At 53.3% G+C, this 13,663-nt stretch carries 12 protein-coding genes; 11 read left to right on the top strand and 1 reads right to left on the bottom strand.

What is annotated here, in order from left to right:
• Positions 1-31 precede the first annotated feature (31 nt).
• The 8 genes from ftsB (at position 32) to rpoS (ending at position 6,085) form a co-directional block, all read left to right on the top strand.
• Positions 32-334 (top strand): cell division protein FtsB, encoded by a 303-nt coding sequence (gene ftsB / locus ACWAU4_RS15040; RefSeq protein ID WP_025011658.1) that lies wholly within the window; start codon positions 32-34, stop codon positions 332-334.
• Positions 335-362: 28 nt separating this feature from the next.
• A complete protein-coding gene (gene ispD, locus ACWAU4_RS15035) occupies positions 363-1,115 on the top strand; it encodes a 2-C-methyl-D-erythritol 4-phosphate cytidylyltransferase (RefSeq protein ID WP_190532651.1) in 753 nt (250 codons plus the stop codon).
• 15 nt (positions 1,116-1,130) lie between these two features.
• A complete protein-coding gene (gene ispF, locus ACWAU4_RS15030; RefSeq protein WP_025889135.1) occupies positions 1,131-1,610 on the top strand; it encodes a 2-C-methyl-D-erythritol 2,4-cyclodiphosphate synthase in 480 nt (159 codons plus the stop codon).
• A 34-nt stretch (positions 1,611-1,644) separates the two neighbouring features.
• A complete protein-coding gene (gene truD / locus ACWAU4_RS15025; protein ID WP_144191823.1) occupies positions 1,645-2,709 on the top strand; it encodes a tRNA pseudouridine(13) synthase TruD in 1,065 nt (354 codons plus the stop codon).
• Entirely contained in the window at positions 2,706-3,452 is a 747-nt protein-coding gene (gene surE / locus ACWAU4_RS15020; protein WP_044734853.1) for a 5'/3'-nucleotidase SurE, read from the top strand. The genes truD and surE overlap by 4 nt, the downstream gene beginning before the upstream one ends.
• A complete protein-coding gene (locus ACWAU4_RS15015) occupies positions 3,449-4,084 on the top strand; it encodes a protein-L-isoaspartate(D-aspartate) O-methyltransferase (protein WP_028781519.1) in 636 nt (211 codons plus the stop codon). Before surE ends, ACWAU4_RS15015 begins: the two co-directional genes overlap by 4 nt.
• 54 nt (positions 4,085-4,138) lie before the next feature.
• Positions 4,139-5,050 carry a peptidoglycan DD-metalloendopeptidase family protein gene (locus ACWAU4_RS15010; RefSeq protein ID WP_454290575.1) on the top strand — a complete coding sequence of 304 codons (912 nt, stop codon included), beginning with the start codon at positions 4,139-4,141 and terminating at the stop codon, positions 5,048-5,050.
• Positions 5,051-5,128: 78 nt separating this feature from the next.
• Positions 5,129-6,085, top strand: a complete 957-nt coding sequence (gene rpoS, locus ACWAU4_RS15005) for an RNA polymerase sigma factor RpoS (RefSeq protein WP_025889143.1) — start codon at positions 5,129-5,131, stop codon at positions 6,083-6,085.
• 94 nt (positions 6,086-6,179) lie between these two features.
• Here rpoS and mutS read toward each other — a convergent pair whose 3' ends face one another.
• On the bottom strand, positions 6,180-8,738 hold the full coding sequence (gene mutS / locus ACWAU4_RS15000) for a DNA mismatch repair protein MutS (RefSeq protein ID WP_375336379.1): 2,559 nt from the start codon (positions 8,736-8,738) through the stop codon (positions 6,180-6,182).
• Between the two features lie 316 nt (positions 8,739-9,054).
• Between mutS and recA the strand changes: the two genes are divergently transcribed.
• The 3 genes from recA (at position 9,055) to alaS (ending at position 13,650) form a co-directional block, all read left to right on the top strand.
• Positions 9,055-10,119: a recombinase RecA gene (recA, locus tag ACWAU4_RS14995; RefSeq protein WP_025011663.1), complete on the top strand. Its 1,065-nt coding sequence runs from the start codon at positions 9,055-9,057 to the stop codon at positions 10,117-10,119.
• Between the two features lie 11 nt (positions 10,120-10,130).
• Positions 10,131-10,562 carry a regulatory protein RecX gene (locus ACWAU4_RS14990; RefSeq protein WP_371872948.1) on the top strand — a complete coding sequence of 144 codons (432 nt, stop codon included), beginning with the start codon at positions 10,131-10,133 and terminating at the stop codon, positions 10,560-10,562.
• Positions 10,563-11,025: 463 nt separating this feature from the next.
• Complete coding sequence (alaS, locus tag ACWAU4_RS14985; protein WP_028781522.1) at positions 11,026-13,650, top strand: alanine--tRNA ligase; 2,625 nt, start codon at positions 11,026-11,028, stop codon at positions 13,648-13,650.
• The last annotated feature ends 13 nt before the right edge of the window (positions 13,651-13,663 follow it).

Here is a 13,663-nt window from a genome sequence, read left to right as displayed (position 1 = left end):
ATTTTTTAGGGCATGAGCTGAATTTATCACCATGAAACGACTGCTTTTTGTCATCGCCTTGTTGCTGGGGCTACTGCAATATCGTCTTTGGCTGGGAGAAAACAGTCTGCCGGAGTACTTCCATCTTGAGCAGCAGATAGCGGCTCAAAATGACAGCAATGCCAGGCTCGAAGAACGTAACCAGGTACTGAAAGAGGAGATCCGCGATCTGCGCAGCGGTACCGAAGCCCTGGAAGAGCGTGCCCGCAATGAGCTGGGGTTAATCAAGAAGGGTGAAACCTTTTATCGGGTTGTTGGTGGTGAGCAGCGTTCCATGTCCTTGGCCAGTCAGTAGCGGCCCAATTTCAACATAACGGATATCCATGAGCGAATCTATTTCCTCCCGAACCATAGCGGCCGGGGTTCCCAGTGATGAACCAGTGATTGCCATAGTACCGGCAGCGGGAATAGGCAGTCGCATGGGCGCCGACTGTCCCAAGCAGTATCTGCCACTCGCCGGCTCCTGCATTTTGGAGCAAACTCTCAAGGGATTGCTGAGCCACAATGGCATCTCAAGGGTGATAGTGGCACTGAACCCGGAAGATAGCTTCTTTGGCAAACTGGCGGTGGCCAGTCATCCCAAGTTGGAGACAGTCACCGGCGGTAAAGAGCGGGCCGATTCTGTGCTGGCGGCGCTTGAGAGCCTGGTTGCCGACAAGCCATTGCCCGCCAATACCTGGGCCCTGGTACACGATGCCGCCAGACCCTGCCTGACCCATGGCGATATTGATAAGCTGCTTGCTTCACGAAAACAACATCCTCAAGGGGCGATACTGGCTGCGCCGGTGCGCGACACTATGAAACGCAGCGGCGTTGATGGCTGCATCAGTGAAACGGTTGCCAGAGAAGCACTCTGGCATGCGCTAACGCCGCAGCTGTTTCCACTGCTTACTTTGACCGAGGCGCTGAAAGCGGCGCTGGCCGCCGGTGTGCTGGTGACAGACGAAGCCTCGGCGATGGAGTGGCGCGGAGTACACCCGGCACTTATCAGCGGCCGCAGTGACAATATCAAGGTAACCCATCCGGACGACTTGCCGCTGGCAGCGCTTTATCTGGCGCATCAGCGGGGCAACTGAATACAGGAACAAGCAATGAATATACGTATTGGACACGGTTTTGATGTACATAAATTCGGTGGTGAGCCGCCCTTGGTCCTGGGTGGGGTGGAAGTGCCGCACCACACAGGCCTGTTGGCGCACTCGGATGGTGATGTGGTATTGCACGCGATTTCAGATGCCATACTCGGCGCCATGGCGCTTGGTGACATAGGTAAACACTTTCCCGATACAGATGCCGAATTCAAGGGAGCCGACAGCCGGGTGCTGCTGCGTCATTGTTACCGCCTGGCACTGGACAAAGGCTTTCGTCTCGGCAACCTGGATGTGACCATTATTGCTCAGGCGCCCAAGATGGCGCCTCATATTGAAGCCATTCGGCAGATGTTGGCCGAAGATCTGCACACAGATCTCGATTCCATCAACGTCAAGGCGACCACGACAGAAAAACTCGGCTTTACCGGCCGAGGTGAAGGCATTGCGGTAGAAGCCGTGGTGCTGATGTTCGGTATGTAGTACCGACTCATTTACAGGAAAAGATTCAAATAAGATGAATTCATTACACTTTCTCTATGGCAAGCCGCTCTCCAAAGGCGATATGCGCACCAGCAACAGCGATTTTCAGGTGCAGGAAATACTGCCTTTTCTGCCCTCGGGCGAGGGTGAGCACCATCTGCTGCATATTCGTAAAGATGGCCTGAATACGGTTCAGGTGGCCGAGATGCTGGCCAAATTGGCCAAGGTTCATCCCAAAGAGGTGACCTTTGCCGGCCAGAAGGATAAGAATGCCATCACAGAGCAGTGGTTCGGCGTACGAATTCCGGGTAAAGAAACACCGGATTGGCTGAGTCTTAACAGTGAGTCCATCACGGTATTGAGTGCGGCGCGTCATAACAAGAAGCTGCGCATTGGTGCGCTTTCCGGTAACCGTTTCAAGCTGGTTCTGCGCCAGATAACTCAGCCGGAAGATGTATTGCAGCGGCTGGAGTCGATTGCCGAGGGGGGCGTACCCAACTATTTCGGTGAACAGCGCTTTGGCCACAACGGCCGCAACATAGAAATGGCGCGGCAGATGCTGCAGGGGCGCAAGGTGAAAGACAGAAACAAGCGCTCCATCTACCTGTCGGCGCTGCGCTCATTATTGTTCAATCAACTGGTCTCTCAGCGCCTGGCGACCCATGGGCTTGAGTGTCTCGACGGTGATTGTGTCATGCTGGCCGGCAGCCGCAGTTTCTTTGTTGCCGAGCGCTGGGATGAGGTATTGCAACAAAGGCTGGCAGAGAAAGATATTTTGCTGTCGGCGCCCATGTGGGGTAGGGGGCAGCCACTCAGCAGTGCCGATGCCTTGGCCTTTGAGGCTCAGGTACTGGCCGAATACAGCGCCGATTGTGAAGGCCTGGAAAAAGCTGGGCTCGAGCAGGAAAGGCGACCACTGTTGCTGCGCCCCGAAGGGATGAAGTACCAGTTTATCGAGCCGGACACACTGGAGCTGGAGTTCAGCCTTCCTGCGGGCAGCTTTGCAACCTCAGTGCTGCGGGAACTGCTCGACTATGATGATGTGACCGAACGTCTGTGGCGTGAGCGCCAGGCGGTTCAGGAAGGAAACCCTGCATGAAAATCTTGGTCAGCAACGATGATGGGGTAACGGCACCTGGGATCCGCGCTCTATCGGAAGCCTTGTCAGCCGTTGCCGAAGTGCTCACTGTGGCGCCGGATCGCAACTGCTCCGGTGCCAGCAACTCTTTAACCTTGACGAATCCCTTAAGGATTAATAAGTTAGACAATGGCTACATCTCGGTAAACGGCACGCCTACCGATTGCGTTCATCTGGCGATTCGCGAACTCTATGAAGGTGAACCCGACATGGTGGTCTCGGGTATCAATGCCGGTGCCAATATGGGAGACGATACCCTCTACTCAGGCACAGTTGCGGCGGCGATGGAAGGGCGTTTTCTGGGGTTGCCGGCAGTGGCCGTATCCCTGGTGGGCCGTGAGCTTACGCATTATGACAGTGCGGCGGCCTATGCGGTGAAGATCATAATGGGGCTTAAGAAGCATCCTATTGCCTCGGATCAGATCCTCAATATCAATGTGCCGGATCTGCCTCTCGATGAAATCAAGGGGATACGGGTTACTCGGCTCGGCGCCCGGCATAAGGCTGAGGGGATGGTCAGAGCCAGAGATCCTCACGGCCGCGAGGTATTTTGGTTGGGGCCACCCGGGATTGAACTGGATGTGGGTGAAGACACAGACTTTTATGCCGTGTCTCAGGGATATGTATCCATCACCCCATTAACTGTAGATTTAACCGCCTATCGGCAGCTTTCACAATTGCAACACTGGATAGAAAAACTATGACCCGGGTAGCCTCCACATCGGCACTGAACTTAACCAGAAAACTGCAGGAAGCAGGGATCCGTCACCCGGGTCTGTTGCAGGTGGTGGCCAAAACCCCCAGAGAGTTGTTTCTTGATGGTGCCTTGGCGCACAAGGCTTATGAAAACACCGCTCTACCCATAGGCTCGGGCCAGACAATATCCCAGCCTTATATTGTGGCGAGAATGACGGAGTTATTGTTGGAGCATAATCCTGCCAAGGTGCTTGAAATAGGTACCGGTTCAGGATATCAGGCAGCAGTACTGGCGCAGTTGGTGCCAGAGCTTTGCACGGTTGAGCGGATCAAAAGCCTGCAAATTCAGGCTCGCCAACGCCTCAAACGCTTGGATCTGCATAATGTGGCCTTCAAATACGGTGATGGCTGGCAAGGTTGGCCCAACAGGGCGCCCTTCGATGCCATCATGGTGACAGCGGCGGCCTCTGACATTCCCACAGCCTTGCTGGAACAGTTGGCAGAGGGGGGCGTACTGGTGATCCCCGTTGGTGATGAGAGCCAACAGTTGCTTAAGATCCGCCGGGAGAAGGGACAGTTTATTTCCCAAGTGGTCGAAGCGGTAAAATTTGTTCCCTTAATCAGTGGCGGTTTGGCCTGATAGTCATTAAAGCATGCAGGAGTATTCTTGAGCCCATTGCATTCCAGCCAGTTTCTGCATAAAAAGGCGTCATTTCTTTGTCGCCTTGGCTCAGTGCTATTGGTCACTCTGGTTTCTGGATGCAGTTTTCAGGCTCAGAGGCCGGCTCCGGTCGAATCCATTTATGGCGTAAAACGGCCGGCGATCGAAAGAGGTTCTATTCGCTCTGACACTTATAAGGTGAAAAAGGGCGATACCCTCTACTCCATCGCTTGGGGGGCCGGTAAAGACTATGCACAAATAGCCAAGTTAAATCAGCTAGATAAGTCTTATACCATCTACCCTGGCCAAGTGCTCATTCTCGATGGTAAAAAAAATGTTAAATCGAATTCACAGCCGAGTTCGAGTAAAAACTCCAAATCCAAACCTCAAAAACCAAAAGATAAGATCTATAAAAAACAGACGGTTAAGCAGAAACAAGCCGTCGCTCAAGCCAAGCAAAATAAGCCGAAAAACACACTTGATCCCAAACCAAAGTCTGCTTACCCTGTATCCAATGGTAAACAGAATGTTAACCACGTTGTCCACAAGCCGAGTTCGACTCTGCCGGACAAAGTCAGTCGCTGGATATGGCCAGTCAATGGTCGGGTGATTGGCGCCTTCTCTGCCAAAGAGCAGGGAAACAAAGGAATCAAGATAGCAGGCAACCGAGGCGATATTATTAAAGCCACTGCCGATGGTCGGGTAGTCTATGCGGGTAATGCTTTGCGGGGTTATGGAAACCTCGTCATTATCAAGCATAGTGATGACTATCTCAGTGCTTACGCCCACGCCGATAAGATCTTGGTCAAGGAAAAGCAGCATGTGTCCGCTGGGCAAACTGTTGCGAAGATGGGAAGTACAGGCACCAACCAGGTCATGCTGCACTTTGAGATCCGCTACCATGGTCAGTCTGTTAATCCACTTAATTATTTACCCAAACGCTGATTGTTTGGGAGCCAAAGTTGGCATATGGAGGATAAAAAGCGATGTAAATTAGTTTGTTAAGGTTTGGGAGAGAATATTATGAGCCGCAAAAATGCTAGCGCACCCGTGGAAGAGCTTGTAGATTTATCCGTAAACGACACGGAAGTGGCGTCGAAGAAGGAAGAAGCTCTGGCCGAAATGGTTCAGGATGACCTGCAAAAGAACTTAGACGCGACCCAACTTTATCTGAGTGAAATCGGATTTTCCCCCTTGCTGAGTGCAGAAGAAGAAGTCTTTTTCTCGCGCAAGGCCCTCAAAGGTTGTGAAAAATCACGCAACCGCATGATCGAAAGTAATTTACGCCTCGTGGTTAAAATAGCCCGCCGTTACAACAACCGTGGCTTGGCACTCTTGGATCTGATTGAAGAAGGCAATCTTGGTCTGATCCGTGCCGTAGAGAAGTTCGACCCCGAGCGCGGATTCCGTTTCTCCACTTATGCCACCTGGTGGATCCGCCAGACCATAGAGCGAGCCATAATGAATCAGACCCGCACCATACGTCTGCCTATTCATGTGGTGAAAGAGCTCAATGTGTATCTGCGTACAGCCCGGGAGTTGGCTCATAAGCTGGATCACGAACCCACAGCCGAAGAGATAGCTGAAAAGCTGGAACTGCCGAGCAGTGATGTCAGCAAGATGCTGAAGCTGAATGAGAGGATCACCTCGGTCGACACCCCGATAGGCGGTGACAACGACAAGGCTCTGCTCGATGTGTTGGCGGATGATGATGAGATGACGCCGGATGCCCAGGTGCAGGAAGAAGACATTTCCAACTCAGTGGTTAAGTGGCTCAATGAGCTCAATACCAAGCAAAGAGAAGTGCTTGCCAGACGCTTTGGCCTACTGGGATATGAACCTTCTACTCTGGAAGATGTGGGCTCGGAAATTGGCCTGACCCGTGAAAGAGTGCGGCAAATTCAGGTGGAGGCATTGAAACGCCTGCGCGACATACTCTCCTCTCAGGGGTTGTCGGTAGAGGCCCTGTTCAAGGCCTAAAGCAACTTACCATCCTTTGTAATAAAAAGAAGGGACGCATTGCGCCCCTTTTTTCTTGTATTTACAAGCCACAGCGATAGCTGGAGTAGCGGACTTAGTTTGCCAACGCCTTGAGTTTATAGATTAGGTCCAGCGCCTCTCTTGGGCTGAGTTCATCCGGGTTCAGCCTGCCAAGCAGAAGTTCAAGCTCAGATGGCGGCGTTTCCAGTTGCAGTGTGGCCTGCGCCGGGACATGGGGTTCTTGACCGTGATCGCGACTTTCAAGTTGCTGCAGTTTCAATTTGGCGGCCTTGATCACCGAGGCCGGAACACCGGCCAGTGAAGCAACCTGCAAACCATAGCTCTTGCTGGCGGCCCCTTCCTGCACGGCGTGCATAAAGACTATGCTGTCGCCATGCTCCATGGCATCCAGATGTACATTGGCAACCTGGGGCATCAATTCTGCCAACTGAGTCAGCTCGAAGTAATGGGTGGCAAACAGTGTCATGGCACCGAGTCGCTGAGCCAGATACTCTGCCGCCGACCAGGCCAGTGACAAGCCGTCATAGGTGGAGGTGCCACGGCCAATCTCATCCATCAGCACCAGACTCTCTGCGGTCGCATTGTGGAGAATATTGGCCGTTTCTGTCATTTCCACCATAAAGGTGGAGCGGCCCGAGGCCAGATCGTCCGAGGCGCCGATACGGGTGAAGATCCTGTCAACAGGCCCCAGAATTGCCTTATCTGCCGGCACAAAGCTGCCGATATGCGCCATCAGGGTGATCAGCGCCACCTGACGCATGTAAGTGGACTTACCGCCCATATTGGGGCCTGTGACTACCAACATTTTACGTTCAGGGCTAAGAGTTACCGGGTTGGCGATAAAGGGAGCCTGGCTGACTCGCTCAACTACTGGGTGACGCCCGGCTTCAATATGTATGCCCGGCTTATCGCTCAATTCCGGCTGGTTGTAGTTGAGACTGTCGGCCCGCTCGGCAAAGTTGCTCAGTACATCCAACTCGGCCGCTGCCATGGCAAAGGCCTGCAACTCGCTGAGCTTGGGTAGCAGGAGATCGAACAGCTCGTCCCAAAGCTGTTTTTCCAGTGCCAGCGCCTTGCCCTGACTGGAGAGTACTTTCTCTTCATACTCTTTCAGCTCGGGGATGATATAGCGCTCGGTGTTTTTCAATGTCTGGCGTCTCTGGTAGCTCAGAGGCACCAGTGCCGACTGGCCGCGGGAAACTTCGATATAGTAGCCGTGTACCCGGTTGAAACCGACTTTCAGGGTGGCTATTCCCGTTTGCTCTTTTTCCCTGACTTCCAACTGTTGCAGATAGTCACTGGCGCCTTCACTGAGGCGGCGCCATTCATCCAGTTCGGCATGATAACCATCGCGGATCACGCCGCCATCACGAATGAGTACCGGTGGGTTGTCGACAATGGCCCGCTCCAGCAGCGCGAGTTCTTCAGGGAATTCACTGAGCTGGCGTTTCAAACGGCCAAGTTCGGGGCTTTGCGTATTTGCCAATAGTTGCTGCAGTTGCGGCAACAGCGCCAGCGCTTGCCGCAGACGGGCAAAGTCTCTCGGGCGGGCGCTTCTCAGAGCTAGGCGCGCCATGATCCGCTCCACATCACCGAGCGCCTTGAGGTCATCATGCAACGGTTCGAACAGGCAGCTGGCAATCAACTCCGCCACAGCGGTTTGCCGCAGGCCTATCTGTTGATGATCTCTGAGTGGCTGATGGATCCAACGCTGTAACATCCTACTGCCCATGGGGGTAGCGGTTGCATCCAGCACCGAAGCCAAAGTATTGTCCCGGCCACCGGCAAGGTTCACCGTCAGTTCCAGATTCCGACGGGTGGCGGCATCCAACACTATGCTGTCGCTCTGGTTAAAGCGGGTAATGGCATTGATATGGGGCAGGGCGGTGCGCTGGGTATCTTTGACATACTGCATCAGGCAGCCGGCGGCCTGCAGTGACAGCCTGGCGTCTGTTATGCCAAAACCACGCAGATCTTTGGTGCCAAACTGATCCAGCAACAATCGCATGCTGGTATCCAAGTCAAACTCCCACTCGGGACGACGGCGTTTGCCCTTGATGCCGGCAATCAGGCTTTGTTGGGAAAAGTCTTCGCTGTAGAGCAGCTCGGCCGGTTTGGTGCGTTGCAGCTCGGCCTCCAATGATTCAAGGGTGGCCAGCTCGGCAATCACAAAACGGCCGGAGGCCACATCCAGGGTGGCGTAGCCAAAACCGTTCTTGCCTGCGTAGACGGCGGCCAGCAAGTTATCCTGACGTTCTTGCAGCAGCGCTTCATCGGTGAGGGTTCCGGGAGTGACTATGCGCACCACTTTGCGCTCGACCGGCCCTTTGGACGTGGCCGGGTCACCAATCTGCTCACAGATGGCAACCGACTCACCGAGCTGCACCAGCTTGGCGAGATAACCTTCCACCGCATGATAGGGAATACCCGCCATAGGAATAGGATCGCCGCCACTCTTGCCCCTGGCCGTCAGTGAAATACCCAAGAGCTCGGAGGCTTTTTTGGCATCATCGTAAAACAGCTCGTAAAAGTCCCCCATGCGATAAAACAGCAGCATTTCGGCATGCTGCGCCTTCATCGACAGATACTGGCGCATCATCGGGGTGTGTTTTTCCAAATCCGGGTTATCCATAGGCGTGATCACTGCATTCATGGGAGCTTTCAGATGTTTCCTTGACTGTTTTTCCAAGAGCGGTTGCCCTTTCGACAATGGCGCCAATAGTATCAGTTATTCATCACTGAACCAGTCGTGGGCGGGTAAATTTTATGCTTTCGGTCACAAGTGATTGATCCGCAAGCGGCCTTTAAATAAATTATCACCAGCACTTGATACTGTATGATTGTACAGTATACTAGGTGGCAGATTGGTATTTACGCCAAAGCTCTTAAAAGGAGCGGCAACATAGATTTCAGGCGGCGCATTGCGCCGCAATCAAGAGGGAACAGGAATGAAAATAGATCCAAACAAAGAGAAGGCGTTGAACGCAGTTCTGGGACAGATAGAGAAGCAGTTCGGTAAAGGTTCTATCATGAAGCTGGGTGAAGACAGAACCATGGATGTCGAAACCATCTCTACCGGTTCGCTTTCTCTGGACGTGGCTCTGGGGGCCGGCGGTCTGCCAATGGGCCGTATCGTTGAGATCTATGGTCCTGAATCTTCTGGTAAAACAACCCTGACACTGGAAGTGATTGCTGCGGCGCAGCGTGAAGGCAAAGTGTGTGCCTTTATCGATGCCGAACACGCACTGGATCCTATCTACGCCAAGAAGCTGGGCGTGGATATCGATAACCTCCTGTGTTCTCAGCCAGATACAGGTGAACAGGCGCTGGAGATCTGTGACGCGCTGACTCGCAGTGGCGCCGTCGATGTCATCATTGTTGACTCAGTGGCGGCGCTGACGCCCAAGGCTGAAATCGAAGGTGAAATCGGTGATTCCCACATGGGTCTGGCGGCCCGTATGATGAGCCAGGCAATGCGTAAGCTGGCCGGTAACCTCAAGCAGTCTAACACTCTGCTTATCTTCATCAACCAGATCCGGATGAAGATAGGGGTCATGTTCGGTAACCCTGAAACCACCACAGGTGGTAACGCCCTTAAGTTCTACGCCTCCGTTCGTCTCGATATCCGCCGTACAGGCGCTATCAAAGAGGGCGACGAGGTTGTTGGTAACGAAACTCGGGTTAAAGTGGTTAAGAACAAGATTGCCGCCCCCTTCAAACAAGCCGATTTCCAAATTCTCTATGGTCAGGGGATCAACCGTACCGGTGAGTTGGTTGACCTGGGCGTAGCCCACAAGCTGGTGGAAAAATCCGGCGCCTGGTACAGCTACAAAGGTGACAAGATAGGTCAAGGCCGCGCCAATGCCGGTAAGTTCCTCAAGGAAAATCCTGAAGTGGCTGCCGAAATCGAAGCGGCACTGCGTGCCAAACTGCTCAGCAAAGCAGAAGCGGCACCTGCCAGCGCCGAGACAGGTGAAGGCAATGTCGATCTGGAAACCGGAGAAGTCTTCTGAGCCAGTCGGTAATGGATGTTGCGGTCGCGCTATTGGCGCGCCGCGACTATGGCCGCGAGCAACTCAAGAGCCGCTTGCTGGACAAGGGCTTTGAGTCGCCGGAAGTTGAACAGACTTTGGATGCTCTGGAAGCCAAAGGTTTTATCGATGATCAGCGTTTCGCTGCAGCCTTGCTGCGCAGCCATATTGCCAAGGCCCACGGCCCGGGGAAAGTGCGTCAGGCACTGATGCAAAAGGGCTTAAATAAACAATGTATTGAGCAGGTTTTGGATGCCAGTGATTGTGACTGGTTTGCCTTGGCCCGTACGCGCGCGCTGAAGAAATTCGGTGATAGTCCCGCAGATGATATGAAAGAAAAAGCTCGTCGAATTCGTCACTTGATGGGGCAGGGCTTTAGTTATGATCAAGTGGCATATGCCCTTGAATATGACCCTTACGACTGACTTTTCCCTCTATCACAATTGCCCCTTCACAACTAAGCTTACCGCTGCTAAAGCATCCCAAACTGACCTTGTTTTACAAAACCCCAGCATTTACTTTCCTTGAGTTGCAGTCGTTGTTTGCACGCCAAAGTAACACTCAGCTGTTAACACTCCGTTCTGGCGCTTTTAGCTGACTTTATCTGTCCCGTTAAAACTTGCCGTAGCCTTCAGGGCTCCATCCCCTGAGTGATTCCGCGCCTGTGGCAAATGGTATTTGCTGACTCAGGTTATTGGGTTTCGGCTTATGCCGCTAACGCTCTCTGTACCTTGGCTGTATCAGGCGTCATACCCTGCGCAATCTAATTGGTATTCTGGCGCTGCATGCTTATAATGCTTGGCAAAAGAGCGCTTGAGTGGCCGGGCGACGCACGCCTTTAGACCACTTTTTATACATTATTCAGGCTTAAGCAACTCAGGACGATTTATGTACCAAACCACAGCAGCACTCAGAAGTGCTTTCCTGGAGTTTTTCCGCAAGAATGGCCATCAGGTAGTCGACAGCAGTTCACTGGTGCCAGGCAATGACCCCACTTTGTTGTTCACCAACGCCGGGATGAACCAGTTTAAAGACGTATTCCTCGGTATGGACAAGCGCAGCTATAGCCGCGCTACCACTTCGCAGCGTTGTGTTCGCGCCGGTGGTAAACATAACGACCTGGATAACGTGGGTTATACGGCCCGTCACCACACCTTCTTTGAGATGCTGGGTAACTTTAGCTTCGGTGATTACTTCAAAGAAGATGCCATTCGCTTTGCCTGGACCTTCTTGACTGAAGAGCTCAAGCTGCCCAAGGAACGTCTGTGCGTTACCGTTTATCAATCTGATGATGAAGCCTTTGATATCTGGAACAAGCAGATAGGGGTTCCCGCCGAGGACATTATCCGTATCGGCGACAACAAGGGCGCACCTTATGCTTCAGATAACTTCTGGCAGATGGGAGATACAGGTCCTTGTGGACCTTGTACCGAAATATTCTATGATCACGGTGCTCACATTCCTGGTGGCCGCCCAGGTACACCGGAAGAGGATGGTGACAGATTCATTGAGATCTGGAACATAGTCTTCATGCAGTACAACCGTCAGGCCGATGGTGTGATGGAGCCTCTGCCCAAGCCTTCAGTCGATACAGGTATGGGTATAGAGCGTATTGCCGCCATTATGCAAGGCGTGCATTCCAACTATGAAATTGACGTGTTCCGCACTCTGATTGCCAAAACGGCCGAGATCATCGGCGTGACAGATCTGGAAAACAAATCCCTGCGGGTTATCGCCGACCACATTCGCTCTTGCGCCTTCCTGATTGCCGATGGTGTGATGCCGTCCAATGAAGGCCGGGGTTATGTACTGCGGCGTATTATCCGCCGCGCCGTGCGTCACGGTAACAAACTGGGCGCCACAGACACCTTCTTCTACAAGCTGGTACCTACACTAATTGACGTGATGGGCGATGCTGCCAAGGGCCTTAAGGCGACTCAGAGCATAGTGGAAAAGGCGCTGAAAGCCGAAGAAGAACAGTTTGCCCGTACACTTGAGCGTGGTCTGGGTATTTTGGATGCTGCTTTGTCTGAGCTTAAAGGCGATACCTTGGATGGTGAAACCGTATTCAAGCTCTACGATACCTATGGTTTCCCTATGGATTTGACCGCTGATGTTTGCCGCGAGCGTAATATCAAGGTCGATGAAGATGGTTTTGATGCGGCGATGGCCGAGCAGCGTAGCCGGGCTCAGGCCGCCGGTCAGTTTGGTGCCGATTACAACGCCGGGCTGAAGATTGATGCCGACAGTGAGTTCTGCGGTTACAGTGAACTCAGCGGCAATGGCAAGGTTATCGGCATCTATGTCGATGGTCAGGCGGTCGACACTCTGGATGCCGGTCAGCAAGCGGTTATTGTGCTGGATAAGACTCCATTTTATGGCGAGTCGGGTGGCCAGGTAGGCGATAAGGGCCAACTGACAGCCGAAGGTTTGCTGTTTGAGGTGAGCGACACCCAAAAGTATGCCCAGGCCACAGGTCATATCGGCCAACTGAGCCAAGGCAAACTGACTCTGGGTCAGGAGTTGCTTGCGCAAGTCGATAAGAAACTGCGCCATCGCACCCAGCTGAACCACTCAGTGACTCACCTGCTGCACGCCGCGCTGCGTCAAGTATTAGGTGAGCATGTGACTCAGAAAGGTTCATTGGTGGAGCCTGAGCGTCTGCGTTTCGACTTCTCTCACTTTGAAGCGGTTAAGCCTGAAGAGCTCAAGGCGGTTGAGGAGATGGTCAATACCCAGATCCGTCGTAACCACGAGCTGAAAACGGCTGAGATGGACATAGAGCAGGCCAAAGCCAAGGGCGCTATGGCCTTGTTCGGTGAGAAATACGACGCCCAGGTTCGGGTTGTGACCATGGGAGACTTTTCTATTGAGCTTTGTGGTGGTACCCATGTGGGCCGCACCGGTGACATAGGTCTGTTCAAGATCACTTCCGAAGGCGGTATCGCCGCCGGTATTCGCCGTATTGAAGCAGTCACAGGTGCTGCTGCCATGGCCTTCGTCGCCGAGCAACAGCAAGAGTTGAGTGATGCTGCTAACTTGCTGAAAGCAGACAGTCACTCAGTGGTAGCCAAGCTTAAGGCGCAGTTGGAGCGTAGCCGCCAACTGGAAAAAGAGATTGCTCAACTCAAAGACAAACTGGCCGCCGCGGCCAGTGCCGATATGATTTCCGATGCGCAAGAGATTGCCGGAGTCAAGGTGTTGGTGAAACAGGTCGAAGGCATTGACCCTGGCTCTCTGCGTGGTCTGCAGGACGAGCTCAAGCAGAAGCTGCAATCTGGCATAGTGGTGCTGGGTCTGGCTCATGGCGACAAAGTAAACCTTATCGCCGGGGTGACTAAAGACTTGACCGCTAAGGTGAAGGCCGGTGAATTGGTGGCCATGGTGGCTGCGCAGGTTGGTGGCAAGGGCGGTGGCCGTCCCGATATGGCTCAGGCTGGTGGTAGTGAAGTTGCCAACTTGCCTCAGGCATTGGCATCGGTAACGCCTTGGCTGACTGAACGTCTGGCATAATTTCGCCACCAAC

It is taken from the genome of Shewanella sp. FeAMO (genome assembly GCF_053653955.1).
Note: the sequence above shows the minus strand (reverse complement) of the source record. Positions and strands in the feature narration are given on the sequence as shown.